10 protein-coding genes are annotated in these 16,532 nt (G+C 58.1%); 9 read left to right on the top strand and 1 reads right to left on the bottom strand.

Annotated features, from left to right (window positions below; genetic code table 11):
- Positions 1-56 precede the first annotated feature (56 nt).
- The 8 genes from coaBC (at position 57) to KQI84_00015 (ending at position 11,511) form a co-directional block, all read left to right on the top strand.
- A complete protein-coding gene (gene coaBC / locus KQI84_00050) occupies positions 57-1,289 on the top strand; it encodes a bifunctional phosphopantothenoylcysteine decarboxylase/phosphopantothenate--cysteine ligase CoaBC (protein ID MCB2153248.1) in 1,233 nt (410 codons plus the stop codon).
- A gap of 87 nt (positions 1,290-1,376) precedes the next feature.
- Positions 1,377-1,760, top strand: coding sequence for a VOC family protein (locus tag KQI84_00045; GenBank protein MCB2153247.1), 384 nt, complete (start codon positions 1,377-1,379; stop codon positions 1,758-1,760).
- A 64-nt stretch (positions 1,761-1,824) separates the two neighbouring features.
- On the top strand, positions 1,825-2,889 hold the full coding sequence (locus KQI84_00040; GenBank protein ID MCB2153246.1) for a hypothetical protein: 1,065 nt from the start codon (positions 1,825-1,827) through the stop codon (positions 2,887-2,889).
- Positions 2,890-2,982: 93 nt separating this feature from the next.
- Entirely contained in the window at positions 2,983-3,843 is an 861-nt protein-coding gene (locus KQI84_00035; protein ID MCB2153245.1) for a hypothetical protein, read from the top strand.
- Between the two features lie 73 nt (positions 3,844-3,916).
- Positions 3,917-5,440, top strand: a complete 1,524-nt coding sequence (locus KQI84_00030; protein MCB2153244.1) for an oligosaccharide flippase family protein — start codon at positions 3,917-3,919, stop codon at positions 5,438-5,440.
- 42 nt (positions 5,441-5,482) lie between these two features.
- On the top strand, positions 5,483-7,084 hold the full coding sequence (locus KQI84_00025) for a hypothetical protein (protein ID MCB2153243.1): 1,602 nt from the start codon (positions 5,483-5,485) through the stop codon (positions 7,082-7,084).
- 188 nt (positions 7,085-7,272) lie between these two features.
- Complete coding sequence (locus KQI84_00020) at positions 7,273-10,782, top strand: immunoglobulin domain-containing protein (protein ID MCB2153242.1); 3,510 nt, start codon at positions 7,273-7,275, stop codon at positions 10,780-10,782.
- Positions 10,783-10,836: 54 nt separating this feature from the next.
- Positions 10,837-11,511, top strand: coding sequence for a type VI secretion system tube protein Hcp (locus KQI84_00015; protein MCB2153241.1), 675 nt, complete (start codon positions 10,837-10,839; stop codon positions 11,509-11,511).
- 71 nt (positions 11,512-11,582) lie between these two features.
- On the opposite strand, the gene KQI84_00010 is transcribed toward KQI84_00015, so the two are convergent.
- A complete protein-coding gene (locus KQI84_00010) occupies positions 11,583-15,638 on the bottom strand; it encodes a DUF11 domain-containing protein (protein MCB2153240.1) in 4,056 nt (1,351 codons plus the stop codon).
- On the opposite strand from KQI84_00010, the gene KQI84_00005 reads away from it, so the two are divergent.
- Positions 15,637-15,948: a hypothetical protein gene (locus tag KQI84_00005; GenBank protein MCB2153239.1), complete on the top strand. Its 312-nt coding sequence runs from the start codon at positions 15,637-15,639 to the stop codon at positions 15,946-15,948. The genes KQI84_00010 and KQI84_00005 overlap by 2 nt on opposite strands.
- Positions 15,949-16,532: the final 584 nt, after the last annotated feature.

Raw genomic sequence — 16,532 nt, 5'->3', positions numbered from 1 at the left:
CTTCCGCTCGATAACCCTTGCGCGCCCTCGCGGAGTGCTCGGATATTCCGGGTACTATGATTTATTCCGGCCTCCGACTCCTGCTTGGCGTTTCCAGTTCCATTGCCGCTTACCGCGCGTTGGATATCGCCAGTTCCGTTGTGAAGGGCGGTGGCGAGGTTCGCGCCATCATGACGCCGAACGCCACCTGCCTGGTCGCCCCTGCGGCCTTTGAAGCAATCACCGGCAATCGCGTCGTCAGCAGTTTGTGGGAATCCGCTGCTCCCGGCGAGATGGATCACCTGGCGGCCACGAAATGGGCGAACGTGTTTGCGATCGCCCCTGCCACGGCAGCGACGATCGCCCGACTGGCTCACGGGCTGGCGGACGATGCTCTCTCCACGCTGGCCGTCGCATGGCCCCGCCCGCTGGTTGTGGCGCCTGCCATGAACCCGACGATGTTCCAGCACGCGACAGTGCGCCAGAACCTCGAGACGCTGCGATCCCGCGGTGATCTGATCGTCGGTCCAGACCAGGGCGCGACCGCCTGTGGCGATGTGGGAATCGGTCGCCTGGCGATGGTGGACGATATCCTGATCTCGATCGTCGATTGCCTCCGCGAGAATCGGGAGTTCCCCGATCTGCGAGGCAAGAACGTGTTGATCACCAGCGGTCCGACTCGCGAATTCGCCGACCCCGCCCGGTGCCTCACGAATCCCGCGACGGGACGAATGGGCGTCGCGCTGGCCCGCCAAGCCCTCCGTGCCGGCGCCCGCGTGCGTGTGGTATCCGGCCCGTGCGAATTGAATTTCCCGCCAGGGCTGGCCTCGCTTGATCTGATCGTGACGGCGGAGCAGATGCGCGACACCGTCCTTGAGCACCTGCCGAAGTCCGATGCGGTGATCTTCGCGGCTGCGGTCAGCGACTGGCGCCCCGCCGAGCCGGCGACCCGGAAGGCCAAGAAGGAAGGCGCCCCGGAAGAACTGACCATGCGGCTGATTCGGACGCCCGATGTGGCCGGCTCTGCCGCCGAGCATCGCCTGCCGGGTCAGGTTTTCGTGGGTTTTGCAGCGGAATCGCACGATTTGGCCAAGCACGCGAAGGACAAGCTCGTCCGAAAGGGCTTCGATTTCGTCGTCGCCAATCCGATCACAGAGGCCGATTCGGGGTTCGGAACCGAAACGAATCGTGCGCTGATCGTGACTGCTGACAAGGTGCGGGAACTACCGCTGCAGACAAAGGATCGGCTGTCCGTCGAGATTCTGAGAGAACTGGCCCAACGACTGAGCCACTCCACCGACGGGGAATGACCATCAGGGCTTGCCACTCCTCCGGGCTTGGCTCTAGATTCCGAACAGAGTGGTATGGAAAGACTCGATTCCCTTTAGGATTCGCGAATGAAGATCAAGAAAATCAATGTTGTATTTGTCTACGTCGAGGATGTGGAGAAGGCCAAAGATTTCTACTCAAACGTCCTTGGATTTGGAAAGCCAGCGGTCGACAATCCGTTCTGGGTGGAATGGAAGCTGCCCGAGGGATCGGATTTCGCCATCTGCAAGGCCAGCGATGAGCGCCTGGAGGGCACGGTCCCGGCGCGCAGCACCGTGAAGTTCTCGATGGTTGTGGATGATATTCGAAAGGCCTACGCAGACCTTTTCGAGCTCGGTGTTCGGCTGGTTTCCGAGCCTCAGCAGGGCTCCGGATTCCTTTACCTGGAATTCCAGGACCTGGACGGAAACGTCCTTCGATTGTTGCAGTGGGTGAAGTCGGGAGAGGGTTGAGCAAGGCGCCGGAGATGGGGATCCCGGCAGGTGCGACGATACCGAAAACGGCAGGTTAGCCCTCATGTCCGCCCAGTGGAAGACGTACAGTGGCGTCATCCATGTTCACAGCGACCTGAGCGGGGGAGCGCCGCTCTCCCAGATCATCGACGAGGCCCGCAAGGCCTCGATCGACTTCGTCGTGCTTACCGATCACCAGGCCAAGCACGAGAATACCGACGAACTCGTCGGCTGGCAAGAGAACGGCCTGCTGGTGCTGGCGGGGGAGGAAGTCTACTGCTCCGACGGACATTTCCTGGCCTTCGAGACACGAGAGGACGTCGGGCAAGCGTCCAGCGTCCAGTATGGAATCGAAGAGGTCCGGCGTCAGATGGGCGTCGTCGTTGGCACTCACTACCATTTCGACAATGGCCATCGCCCGGAGGCAATTCCGCCCCCGGTTCCGATCAGCGATGTTGATATCGTCGAGATCTGGTCCTTCACCGATGAGTTCCTCGCACGCACGCGCGGGAATCGCGCCCTGCAGGCGCACTTCAAGCCTGAGCGCGTCGTGACGGGACCGCCAAGGAAGTTCGTCCGCGCCTGGGACGATGAACTCATGCTTCGGCAGGTTCCCGTGGTCGGATCTTTGAATCTCCACTGCCGCAAGGAACCGATGCTGGAGTGGAAGACCTTTTTCACCTGCGATGTCGGTTTCCGGACGTTGCGGACCATCGTGTACTGCCCGGAACTTCCTAAGTCTTCAACCCGCGCGCGGGACTTGATCTGGTCGGCGCTGCGCCAAGGCCATTCATACATCGGCAACGAGGCGCTTGGCCCCACGGGGCCTTTCAACTTCGCCTATGAAGATCCCGAGGGTGTGCTCTACCACATGGGAGAGACCGTCCCGTACGTTCAGGGCGGACACATCCAGGTCCAGTTGCCGGACGAGGCCGAAATCGTCATCCGGCACAATGCCGCACCCCTCTTTTGGGGTATGGGCAGCAACATCCGATTCCCCGTCACTGGGCCTGGGGTTTACCGGATCGAGGCCTATCGCGACCGGAAGGTCTGGATCTTCAGCAATGCCATCCGCATCATGACGGACGAAGCCCCCTCTCGCCCGACGACCGTTACGGATTTCACCTGACCCTCAGTCGCGGTTGACGAATCCAATCGGAACCGCTCCAATGGAGACGCTGGGAATGATCTCCCGACCGTCATTCTTTCCTGGGATTGTGCGATGGCCGAATCCGATGCCTATTATGAAATTCAGGTCCGAGTTACACTGACCAACGATGTCCAGATGGACGCCGTGCTCTTCCCGCTTCCATCTCATCGTCACGATCCGCCGGTAGATACCCTGGCGGGGTTCTTGAATCAGCGACGCGGCGAGTTCTTCCTGACTCGGTTGCAGGACGGTAGCCAAATGCTGCTGCCGCTGGATCGCTGTGCGATGTTCGAGATTTCCTATCAGACGGAAGAGATGATGCGCGCGATCGATCCGGACATCCGGGAGACGCAGCCGACTTCCGACCCCAACTCCGTCGCGTCGTACGCTCCTGTGATCATTACTCTGGCAACGAACCGCATTGTGCGTGGCGACCTTTGGTTCTTCGATTTCGATCCACATGACGAACGCAATGTCATGGCTGCCCTTAATCGTGAGGTCCGATATGTCTGTGTCCACGGCGAACGAGGCACTTACTTCGTCCGTCGCGACAGCATTCTGAAGGTCCAAATGCAGGGGCAGGCCATGCAGGGAATAACCAGCAAGTCCCATCCGGAGCACGTTACTCGCACATCCGGACTTGTTGAGATCGAGAGGTTCAACGAACAGGAGATGGAGGCATACGAATCTCCCAGCGCCGCTTCTCGCTCTGGCCTGGCACCTTCACCTCCGACTCGACCGCCAGCTCCACCCGCAAATCCTCCGCCGCCGGCCCCGCAGGAATTCCCCTTTATGCCCGGCAGCGGCTCTCGCGAAGTCAAGAAGCCGAGCTTCCAGGCTCCCCCAAGGCGCCCACTGACGCCGGCACCGGAGGCCGACGAGAAGAAGGAAGAAGAAGGCCCGCAAGGCGTCGACGAGAGGTTCTGGTACTGAGGGTGAGGCATTCGGACAACTTCTGCGCTGATTCCCCTGGACGTTCCTCACCGTTCCTCCTGAGAAACGGTGCATGACGGATTCGGCTTCCACACCGCCAGAGACACCGCCGCCCCCGGCACCAGCGGGGCGAAAGCTCGTCAGCGATACCTCCAAGCTGACCGGAGCCGTTGCCTGCAGTTATGGCATCAATCTGATCGGTGGCCTCGTCATTGCACGTATTCTGGCGCCTCGGCTGTATGGTATTTGGAAGACCGTGCAATTGGCCATGCAGTACAGCGCATTCGGCTATCTCGGCACGTCGCAGGGGATTGATCGCCTGGGGCCGTCGCTTGTTTCCGAACGCAAGAACGAGCGCTATCAGGAGCTTGTCTCCAATTCGCTCGGATTCAGCTTTGTTCTTCCAATCCTTGGCGCGGCGGCTCTGGTTTTGGCGGCGCTCATTACCCAAGGCGGTCCCGTGCGATCGGGCTGCCTTGCGCTCGCGATGCTGATCCTTGTGCAGCCGCTCAACGGGCACGCCGAGTCCATCCTTGGTGTTGAAAAGAGGTTCGGAGCCCGGGCCATCGCGATGTTGGGATCCACAACGGCGCGCGTTGTGATCAGCATCGGCGCCGCACTCCTGTTTGGGCTCGAGGGTGTCCTCGTTACGTTCGTAGTTGTTCTGGCACTCACCGCCGTTTACATGTGGCGCCAGAGTCAACTTCGCCTCCACGTGCAATTCCATTGGTCAATCTTCCGCCAGCTCTTCGCGATCGGCCTGCCGATGACCCTGCTAGTTGTCGGAGAGCAAGTCCTGATCACCGCCGACAAGTGGGTCGTGGCGGGCGTGCTTGGCGCGAAAGAAATGGGCCTCTATCAGATGGCGATCTTTGCGCAGCCGATTCTGATGCTCGGGCCATTCTCGCTCCGCCAGGTCATCAGCATCGATATCTACGACAAGTTCGGCAGAACGGGAACCTTGGAATCCGTCCGCGCAGTCTATGAGCGCTCCATCATGGCCATCGCCCTCGGCTCGCCCATCGTGATCGGCGCCGTGTACTACGGCGTGCCGTGGCTCATCAGTTGGTTGTTGGACGACTACGTTTCAGCCATCGGAGCCGTCCGGGACTTCGCAGTCCTGATCTATCCAATCCTCCTGATTCAGACGGCCTTTGCGATTCTCATCGTCGCGAAGAAAGAGAAGATCGCATTTATGGCACTGATTGCGACAGCGGGGGCTTGCACGTGCTTCAGCCTGGCCGCGACTCACGCGGGGGCGGGATTCCAGCAAGTGCTCTGGATCCACTCCGTGGGTTGGTTCCTTCTTAGCGGCGGAATCCTGTTTGCCGTGCAGCGACTCTTTGGCGATGGCGTACTCTGGACGCTTTGGCGCCTTCTGCGCTGGCTATTGCCAATGGCGTTTCTGGCGATCGAATTGCCCGCTGTCTCCTGGCTGATGACCCGCATAGGTCTCGAGTTGAATACCTTTCCTCACGCAGCGCTCTGTGGCGTTGTCCACACCATCGCTTGCCTGCCGATGCTTTATGGACTGGAACGCCGCACCAAAGCCGTCAGCCATGCGCTCGGTAAGATCAGGCAGAGGTTGGGGGTGTAGGGTTCGCCTTGCCGCAGCCTGACCGAGGAGATTCCATTCCCCATGAAGCAGCCCGCCAATAACGTTGCAATCCAATCGATTTCCCGCCTCATCCTGGTTGTTGCGGCGGGCTTCACCGGGCTGTTCCTTTTGGGATTCGCGACCACCCTGCCCTTTCGGCTCTCGGAGCCCGTGCCCCTCAGTGCCGTCGAACCGCAACCGGTGGTCGGTGCACTGCGCGTCGCACGGGGTGAAGTCCTCTATCGAGATTACATGGACGAGTTCCCCGTTGTGCCGCTCACATATGGTGCTCTGGAATATGAATCGATCGGCCTAATTGGTCGGGTGCTGGGTATTGAGACGACCACGGGGATGCTCCTGCTCGGGCGCTGGGTGACGTTCCTGGCGACGATCGGCTGTGTCGCTCTGATTGCTGTTCTCGCTCACCAACGCTCCGTCCCGTGGCGCTATGCCTTCATCGCAGGGCTTCCACTCTTCTGGTTTCCCTATATGGACGAGTGGCTCGTGAAGTTCACACCGGATACGCTCGCGCTTCTGGCCAGCCTCGGAGGCTGGGCGCTCGTTGGTCCGCCTGGAAAGAGGGGCAGCAGGAAGGACGTGGCACGTCTCTGCGGGGCGATTCTTCTATGGATCATCGTCTATCACGTGAAGCTGATCGTCCTGATCGGACCGGTTGGCTTTGCCGCCGAACGGCTCAGCGCGGCCCTCAGACAGCGCTCTGGCAAGTCTGTCCTTCCGGTCGCGATTGCCGGCTTTGCTGTCCTGGTGGGGGTCCTGCTCACATCGCTCTTGGTCAACGTGATGACTGATGGCATGTGGAAGCTGAATGCGGTGGATTCGACAGCGGCCTGTCGTTTTCGATTCGGCTATGTTGTCCGCAGCCTGATCAGCTTTGCGCCGGCGAGTTTCCTCGGTCCAAAGGCGCCGGTGATCTTTGGTGGCCTGGGCGTGTTTCTTGTCATGACCGTCTGGGCGATTCTGCGCACAGCACGCCAACCGCTCTACGGCGTCTTCCTCGCACTGCTGCTGGTCAATCTCCTCTTCCTGGCAAAGCAGGGGGCCAACATCAACTATCTGCTCGGAGCGACACTGGCCTGGGGGCTGGCGGCTGTTGTGGATGTGACCCAACGCCGGCCATTCGCTCTCTCCGTCCCTGAGATGATCCTGGCGGGGATGATCGTATCCCTGATCGCGCTGGACATGCCGTCGGCGCCGCGGATCACGAAGGAGATTTCGCTGCCTTCGCAGCAAGAGTTCTCTCGCGCGGATGAACTACGGAAGCAGATCGCGGACGACAAGGTTCTCGTTGCCGATCCCGTATATGGCATCACTCGCGAAGCGGCCATCCCGTGGGCCGACACGTATCACGCATCGCTCCTGGATGCGACGGGGACCGGGGTCTTCGATCCAATTTTCGCCAAGGTCGCCGCAGGCGAATACGACCTGGTGATTACAGGTCGGTTTGCCTACTATGGGGCCGTTGCGAACTATCATGACCTCCCAGTCTCTCCCCGAGGACTCTGGACAGCACTTCGCGCTTCCTACACACCGATCCCATTCGAGAAAGCCCCATCGAACTGGCTGGTATTCTGGGTTCCACGAGGCGCGCCTCAGGAGTCCCTCTTCGCTCCAGACGGGCAGTAGCGCACTGCACTTGGCAGGGGAGACCTCCCACTGTCACGCCGTTTGCTCTATTCGAATTCACTTTCAGGAAACCGGCTGAAATCAGCCCTTTCGGCGCCCCTGACGCGCCAATGGCTTCGAGGTGTGCAGAGACGCCACTCACTCCCGGATCATAGGGCCAATTCCGAACTCAGATGGGACGCACTCGTATGGGAAAATGGTTCTCATCCTATTCGCCGGTCCGGCAGATCCTCCTGTTCCTCGCGCTCCTCTTCCCGGTTACTTCGCTGGCCCAGTTCCAAGTGGCCCCCGCAGAGGTCTCCCTCAAAGTCCCGTTCGGCACCTCTGCTCCCGCGCAGACGTTGCGCCTGACAAATCCCTCTCAAATTAATCGCTGGTTTCAGGTCACAGTATCGGATGATTCTCTGATTGGCGTGACGCCAAGCATCGGCAATATCGAGATCGATCCGTGGGACCTCCAGCTCACCGTCTATACAGAGAATCTGTTCCCAGGTGAATACACTGCAAACGTCGAGATCTGGGAGGCCTTTCCCGCTCGCGGCGACCGAGGCGAAGTCCCCAATCTAATTGTTGCGGTGAGCGTGCAGGTTTATGTCCCAGGGCCGCCAGAGGTCTCGGACTACTACATTGATGCGAACTATCTTGAGGAGACTCCGGAAGGGTTCGTGATCGAACTCAATTCACCGACCACATTCTCCGTCTTGGTCGCAGGCACCCCGCCTTTCTCCTACCAGTGGCAGACATCCACCGATGGCGAGGTCTTCACAAACCTCCAGGAGGGTGCTCCGTTTATCGGGACAAAGTCTAACATCATGACGGGATCGGCGTTCCAGTCTGAGCATGCAGGATATTACCGATGCCTGATCACGAACTCGCTCGGGGCGACGGAGACCTGGGCGTGGCGACTCGACGTTCCGGCCCCGCCGGTGATTGTCACACAGCCGGAAGATGTCACCGTGACAGAAGGCGACTATGCAGAATTTCTCACGATCGGAAATGGTCGTCCTCCACTCAACTATGATTGGTATTCCCAGGCGCAGCCCGGCACTGAACTCGCTCCCGCGAACACCGAAATCTGGACGACAACAAACTGGGATATCCTGAGCACTGACTCCGTCCCTCTTGAGGCCGCTGGTTCGTACGCTTGCGTCGTATCCAACCAGTACGGGAGCACGACAACATCACTGGCGATGCTGGATGTCCTGCCACTTGTGGCCCCACAATTCGTGGAACATCCCACTTCCGCGACAGTTCCGCTTGACGGAGGAGCTTCGCTCTCGGTGGCCGTCACAGGAACCAGTCCGTTCGATTACCAGTGGGAGTACTCGATCTACGATACGGCCTTCTCGCCTTTGGAAGATGGACCTGGGATCTCGGGAGCAACGTTGCCAACGCTGACCCTCAACAACCTCACGTTTGATGCAGACGGATGGTACCGATGCGTCGTGACCAATCGCGGCGGCAGCACTGCCTCCAATCACGCGCGCGTGACAGTCGAAAGTCCGCCGGAGATTCTTGCCGACCCACAGGACTCGCAAACGCCAACCGGCGAAACGGCCTCTTTCTTCGTTAGAGCGCGAGGCACCTATCCACTGTCCTATCAGTGGGAGTTTGCATCCGATGGCCGGGCATTCGCCCCAATCTCCGATGGTTTGCGCTACGTCGGCACGCGCAGTCAGAATCTGAGTGTGTACGATTGCGATCCTTCTGTAGCTGGCGCGTATCGCTGTCAGGTCAGCAATGACTTTGGCTCGCTGTTCTCCGGTGCGGCCCAACTCACGACATACACCCCGCCACCCGAGTTATTCGTCGCAGAGCCTGAGCGTTCGTTCTTTGTTCGCGAAGGAGAGAACCTGCCTCCGGTGAGTTTCGTGTTGGAGAATATCGGTCAGGGGACGCTCAACTTCACCATCGCGACCGACGCGGCCGACACATGGATTCACTCAGTCGATCCTGCATCCGGAGCGATCACCACGTCGCCGGTCAGTGTCGAAGTCTCCTTCGATACGACTGGTTTGGCCATCAATGTCTATCAGGCCGTCCTGACGGTTCAATCGCCTGACCTGCCTCAGGACATGGAACTCTTCATCGATATCACCGTTGTCGATCCATTTGCGGTGACGAACCTGAATGATGACGGTCCCGGCAGTCTGCGCGATGCGATCGTACGGGCGAACAGTACTGAAGGCCCGCAAACGATCACGTTTGTCGTCAGTGGCACGATCGCACCGGAGACACCGCTGCCTGCGCTTTCCGATTCAACTGGAGGAACAACAATTCTCGGCAGCCTCGATGTCAAACTCTCTGGTCATTTGTTGAAGAACCGCGCCGACGGCCTGGTTGCGACCTCCGCTGAGAATGCGATTCGCGATCTGACGATCGTTCGATTCCCCGGCAATGGCGTGGTCTTCAGTGGGGCAGAAGCCACCGGCAACGTTGTGACCGGTTGCCATATTGGCATCGATGATGCCGAGGATTCGGGGAACCGCGGTTCGGGCGTTCTGATCACCGATGGCGCAATCGGCAACACCGTCGGTGGTAGCAATGGGACCCTTGTGAACACCATCTCAGGAAACTCCTTCTCCGCGATCACGGTGGCAGACGCAGACTCAAACAGTATCGAGGGAAATTCCATCGGCCTGCCGATTGAAGGCACGCGTCCGCCTGGAAACGAAGGTCATGGAGTACATTTCCTGCCCGTCGGTTCATACGACAATGTTGTAGGCGGCTCGACGGTCTTCGAACGAAATCAGAATCTCGGGAATCGCTTCTACTCAACTTCTGTCGATGTCTTGCAAGGCAAGAATATCGAGCTCCGCGCGATGGCTCAGGCGACCGGTTCAATTTCCTATCAGTGGTGGAAGGATGGCGTGCAGACGGCAACTGCCACGGCGTCGTATCCGATCACGGCTGCACAGAAGGCGGATCAAGGTCTGTACTTCTGTCGGGCATCCAATGCTGCGGGCTTTGACGATTCGGATCCGGTGTATGTCCGCGTCCTCTCCCGAGGACAGTTGATCGCGATCAGTCTCCTGCCGTCGTTTGCCGCGCTCGACGTAGATCTTGACGGTCTGCTGTCCTACGGTGAGGTCGCCGGCTTTGCGACGCGGCGCCTGGGGCAGGCCTCTCAGCGCGCAGCCGCCTTTGATCAGGCCGACTTCGATGAGATCGACACAAACGGCGATGGTTATCTCAACATTGACGAAGTCATTGCCGCGCACGAGTTCGATCCTGCCGATCTGAAGGTGAACGTCTCTCCTCCTGAAGTTGCTTCGGCCGATCAGGATATCGATGATGGCAACAGTGTTCCTACGGACATCAGGATCGAGAATGTGGGCTTCACGAGCCTCGATATCTCAACCACGCCGACTCTTGCCGGTCTGATCAACGAATTCGAAGTCACGTCTGATAGCTCCGAGACACGTCTTGGGCTCTTCGATTTCCGCGCCCTCGAACTTGCATCGAATCCATCGATACTCGGGCACAGAGTCGCGTACCTCATCGTGCAAACCGATGACTTCCTGTTGCCGACTCGTCCGGTGTTGTTGTCCGGATTCGGCTTCCAAACAACCGGCGAACTGCTTGACCAACTCATCGGAGTCGATCCCGCCCTTCGGCAACTTCCAGAGCAGGACGTTAACACAGACGCAGTTTTCGACGATGCAGACATTCAAACGAATATTCAGCAAGGCCACTAGATAAGTGGCATCAACTCTGTTCTCAACTCTCGCTTGATCGAAAGGACTCATCCAATGTCACACCACCGGCTGTTCAGACCGTACGCCCTTGCTTTTGCCCTGATACTTTCCCTCGCCCTCTGGAGTTCAGCAGGCGCGGCAGTGGATATGTTCCTGGAGTTCGGCAACCCGGACTCGCCTGGATCGGACCAGATTGTCGGCGAATCGCAGGACGAGCAGTTCAAGGATGCGATCGAGGTGCTTTCCTGGAGTTGGGGGGCGAGCAACGCCGGCACATTCCATTTCGGCGGTGGCGGCGGAGCGGGTAAGGCGAACATCCAGGACCTGGACTTCTCCCACCATCTGGACAAAGCATCACCCTCGATGATGAAGGCCCTTGCGAAGGGGGTCATGTACGACAGCGCGATCCTCAGTGTGCGAAGAGCCGGTGGCAGCAATACCGAAGGCCTCGTCTTTCTCACAATTGAATTGCAGGATGTCCTTGTGACATCCATCTCGAATTCAGCCAACGATGGCGATGATGCGCCCGAGGAAGACGTGAGTCTCACGTTCAAATCGGTCATCATGTCCTACATACCGCAGGATCGGTCTGGGAAGCCACTCGATCCGATCGTATTCTCTTGGAACGTCGCCACAAACAACGACGACGTGACCAGCACGGTCCCCGAGCCCGTCCCCGCCGGCGCGCCTCCAGTCTCGACTGGTACGGCCATCACTGTTGGAGACTGATCGAAAGCTATTGACCGCGCCCCCTCCGCATGGAGGGGGCGCTTGTCCTGTACGCGAGACTTCGAGCCCCATCACATCATGATGAATCCCTGCAGACCATTGATCTCCAGGACACCATCAATGGTATTCACTGGCGTGCCGTCCAGGGCACCAACGGCCTGAATCTTGTAGGTGCCACCGGAGATTTGCGCCGGATTCCACGGGCCCTCGACGTTCACTTTTTCCCCAGCTCCAATCGAAACTGGATCGACATAGATAGTCTCCAACCAAACGCCCTCGGAATCTGTAACAACAAACGCCAGCGTAAGGAGCTTCTGCTGGTCGGATGGATTCTCGATATCAACGGATAAGTACGATTTTCTTTCTTCAGGGCTCCACGACGCCTTGAGATTTGTCAGTTGAGTCGTCACCACGGAGAAGGCGGTCTGTGCAGTCACATCCCCGTTCATTCCGTCACTTAGACTCAGAGTCGCAGTGTACTGGCCAACGCCAGGAACACCCGCCATGGAGGATTGCAAATCATAAATAGTGCCGGGTGCCAAAGAAAGACTGAGCGTCTTCGTACTGAAACCGTCTGATGTCGCATCATCCGTAACGGCCAGCGTGCCATCCAGCATCACCGTGGTGTCCCCCATATTGAAAACGCGAGCCGAGAAGGATGGGGTTTGACCTGCAGTTATGTTGGCTTCGTCCGGGAGGAAATCGAGAATGCCGAAGGGCACTGGGGCTTCATAGGTGACCGTTACATCGATGTTCGGATACCACAAAGTCTCGTCTGTTGTAGGATTATGCCGCATTGGGAAGACGCTGATCAGATGATGGTTCTGCTCACCCTCGTGCGACCAGGCGATCTGTGAGGGGTACAGTGAGTCGATGTTTGTGTCGGCCGTGTAGTGAATCCCAGAGCGGGTCCAGGCGTCGACTTGCACAGTGGGGATATTGAATTGCCCAATGGTTGTTGTTGTGGCAACACTGGCCTCCAGGCTCAGGATCTTGCCGTCCGATGGCAGCGCGATACTGTGCTTCGTGATGGCTGGAAGCAACGGAGCATCCGGGATCGCTTGCTGCTGTCCATCGGCGATGGTGATCGTATCGAAGCCCTCAAAGTCCTGCTGCTGCCACGAAGGCGTCTGAACATTGAACGTTTGCTGGTACACATTGTCGGCCACGCGTGTGATCCGTCGAGGCTTGATCATCAGTTGGCGTTCTCGTTTCAACGAATCGGGCATGAAGTTCTCTGCCGTCTTTGCACGGCTCGGTCCACCAGGGTAATCCAGATTCTGCCACGGAATTCCGAAGAGATTGAACTCCGTCACCGTCTTTCTATCCAATTGCGTATTGTTGCCGACTCCGAATGGGAAGTTGATCTTGCCTCGCTGCAATGCGTACCCCAGTGTCCGCGACTGATATCCTGCAGAGAGGAAGTAGTAGAAGTTGTATTGGATCAGCAATTCCCCCCACTTGCAACTGTGCAGATTTCCCGGTGACCCATAGGAGAACCCCGACGCTCCGTAGTATGCACGCGCCCCATTGTGAATCACATTGTAGACCATAGAGTTGCTGGCCCCGCCCGGCCAACCGAGGTGCGGAACGGGAAGTCCGCCATGGCACCCAACGATCATCACGAGGGGATTGTCGTCGTCGAAGCGGTGGTACTTAGAAGGGATGTCCGCAGGTCCGAAACTGTCCTCGGGAATCGTCGCGCCCCTGTAGCCGTTGTGCCCTCCGATAAAGAACAGGTCCATTCCCCCATTCGATGCGGCCTGGAAAGAACTGGCCCAGCCGGAAGGATAGGGCTCGAGGACATCAATGGTGCGAGGGCTTTCAGTGTCGTTGAAGACCTGAATCCCCCTGCTACCCAACGAGCCAGGGACACTAATGAGATCCGGATACCCATAACCTGGGGGAGAACTGGGATGAGGTTCGTATCCAAGTTCCCATCCATCCACACTGGCCATGACAGCCCGCCCTGTGTGGCCGTTAACATTCAATCCCGCAAGGTAGAGTTGCAACATGTCTTCCGCAGAGTCGCCAATGATGCGCCCCACTTTGAGATCGACATTGCCTTCCTGCCAGAGACCGCCCACAGATCCCATGAACCAGTCGGCGTAGAAATCGTCGGTCAGATAGTAGCTGTTCAAGCACGTCGTCATCGCCGGATTCCCGGCTCCATCGTCGATCCAGTCCTTCTCTTCATCGACCGGATCTGCTAACCTGTAGAAAGGAAACTGTTCATCGTTCCCCACAATAAGCACATACTCGGGCTTGGGAGTGTAGAAGATGAATCGGTTGATCATGAACTGGTGATTGAGCCTTGCCCCTTCATTGGCGACGAATTCGGAGGCATAGCTGATTGTTGAATTGTTCCAGTTCCTGACCACGTTCTCATCGCGATACTGGTCGATGTAGTAGATCACGGCTCTCCAGTCGCGCGGCGCTGCTCCCCACCAATCCTCGCTGTGGATATAAAGATTCGCCAACAGCTCTGCCACATCGGCATCGTTATGGTCTCGGAACATGGTATTCCTGTTCACGAACAGAACGGTCTGGCAACCGAGCAGATTGCGGATCTGTCGCGGGAACTTGAACCACACCAGTTCCTCGTCGCTTGGCGAGTACACCTTCGCAGTGACATTCACCAGTTCCTGCTCGGCCAATGTGGACGGCATACGGAACCGAAAGATCAGTTGCTGATCGTAAACAGTCTCATCGATGTTGGTGACTGCTGAATAGGCTCCCCCTCCTTCATCCACGAATGGGACATTCACAGTGGATCCACCGAATCCATTGCGTCTACAAACGAACTCGGGTGCGCCCAGTTTATCGTCCGCGACGCTGATCTCCACACGAGCCGTGCTCTCGCTGTAGTACTTCGGTTCCACGGAACAACAAACCTCGACGATAGTCGCTCCGAAGTCGCCGAAGTCAGGATGCCGAACCTTGTTCACGACGGGGTAGTGATAGGACCCGTTGTGGAGCCACGCATCATCGATCCACAGACGGAGTTTCACCTTGGGAACCGTCACGTGGATATCATAGTCGGCCACCCCGAGCTCCTGTGACCCGGCTTTCACTTCCGCGACGACCTTGTGGGCTCCAGCCGTACCGACAGGAATCCTCGCGGCCGTCACCAGGCGCCCGTCGGGAAGCACTGGTGCCTGCCCCAAGAGGTTCTCGGGTGAGATCGAATCGAGATAAAGCGATCCCCAGGCGGGCTCGCCAGGAGAGCCCGTTGGAAGATCGCGGAACAGGAAGTTCGAAACCTCGCCTGGGGCAAAGTCATCTGTATCGCGAAGAACGGCTCGAGCCTTCACAACTTTGAGATGATAAGGCTCGGTGTACGAGAAGTTCCTGCCTCCATCGACCACGACAGTGAGTGATTGGGCCGATCGAACTGTTACCGTGACCTGTTCCGATGCGGTTCCCGGATTCTCGGAACTCCCCAACAGATCCGGCCCGCCATACACGTAGAGATTGTAGTCCTGAGGAAGATCATAAAGTCGAACCGACCATGTTCCCGCCTCGTCCAAATCGACGTTGTAGTAGTCGAGGTCCGCGGCAGGACAGATATACGCCTCGATAGGATCTCCAGTAGGAATGGAGGCGAGATTATTCGGCCCGTTCGGCTCCCACGAATCATCGGCGCAAGCCTGAATGACATTCACCGTCACTGTATCCGGTCTGGCGGATATGGCCTCCTGCTGATCGTCGAAACCTTGCACCTCCGCCGTATTCATGGCCGGAGCGACGGCCGATACACCAACTGCCCTGAAGGTCATGGAGAGAGTCGCGACATCACCCACCTCCAAGTCTCCAAAGGCCTCCGTAAGATCATTCCATACGAACTCTCCGATCTCCGCATTGCCGATATCGGGCGGCAGTGAGGCTGAGACATACTCAAGGTAGGCCGGGTTACACAGATCGGTAAGACTGAGCGACATAACGGTCTGTGGACCGCTATTGCTGATCGAAATCTGGAAATTGACCAGTTCCCCGATCACAGCCTCTCCGTCGGCGGGGGAGACCAGGCTCTTATCCACGACAACCGTCGTAGCGCCAAAAACAGATCCGCTGGAACAAAGGAGAAGACAAAGACCGAAGACTCGATAAAGGGAGAACCTTTTCATGATAGTGACCATGCTCCTGTTTTTTCGAAGACGTCCCGCATCCGTGAGAGAGAAATCACAGAAGATGAACGGGGGTATTCCGATCCTGCCCTCCCCAGCTATTCCGAACCAGAAGCAGGATCCTGCAATTTCGCAACAATTCGCTTTTCTTCAGGACACCATACTGCATCCCGCCGGTCCCACTGTCAATGAGTACGAATGCGCGACAAGACACACCGAGGGCTTGGGTACGACGCAGGCAACACTCGCAAAAGGAAAAACGGCCCGGAGAAAACCGGACCGTAAACAATTGGAACTGATGATTTTCTGAAATGGTGCCCAGGAGAGGACTTGAATCGCCCCCTCGGGTCCTCATAAATCCAGTGAGATCAGTCTAACACGAGACCAGGCAACACTCTACAGAATGCTCGCACCACGTTGACAACCCCCTCAAACCGCCCCTAGTGGGCCGAAAATGCACGAAATTGCACGGGCTGTCGGGCGGGTCCAACCCAGGTGCTCCGGCACGCCAAGGGAGCCACGTACCGCCGGCCCCTCTCCTCACGCTCTACCGCTGAACACCCCATCGTAAGCTCCTTTGAACAACATGATCAAAGAGCATGCATCAAGCATGGCCGGCCGTCCAGATGCGGTTCGTAGGACGGATACCTTAGTGCCATTCGGGTAACCGTCCTGTGAGGCACACGCTTGGAAGTGCTTGCGCCGGTGGAGAGCGCTGAGAGGCGCGGGACGATTTGGGGATGGGTGGCGCTGTTCGATTCAGTTGCGCGCGGCCAGCCAGTGGTCGGGCAGGAGTTCTTCGAGGCGTTGGATGTTGTGGCCGGGCAGGCGGGTGAATAGTAACCGTCCCACGAGGCACACGTCTTGAAGTGACTGCATCGGTGGAGTGCGGAG

Source organism: bacterium, from assembly GCA_020444065.1.
Classification (GTDB): Bacteria; Sumerlaeota; Sumerlaeia; order SLMS01; family JAHLLQ01; genus JAHLLQ01.
The sequence above is the reverse complement of the archived record's forward strand: the minus strand, read 5'-3'. Positions and strand labels throughout refer to the sequence as shown.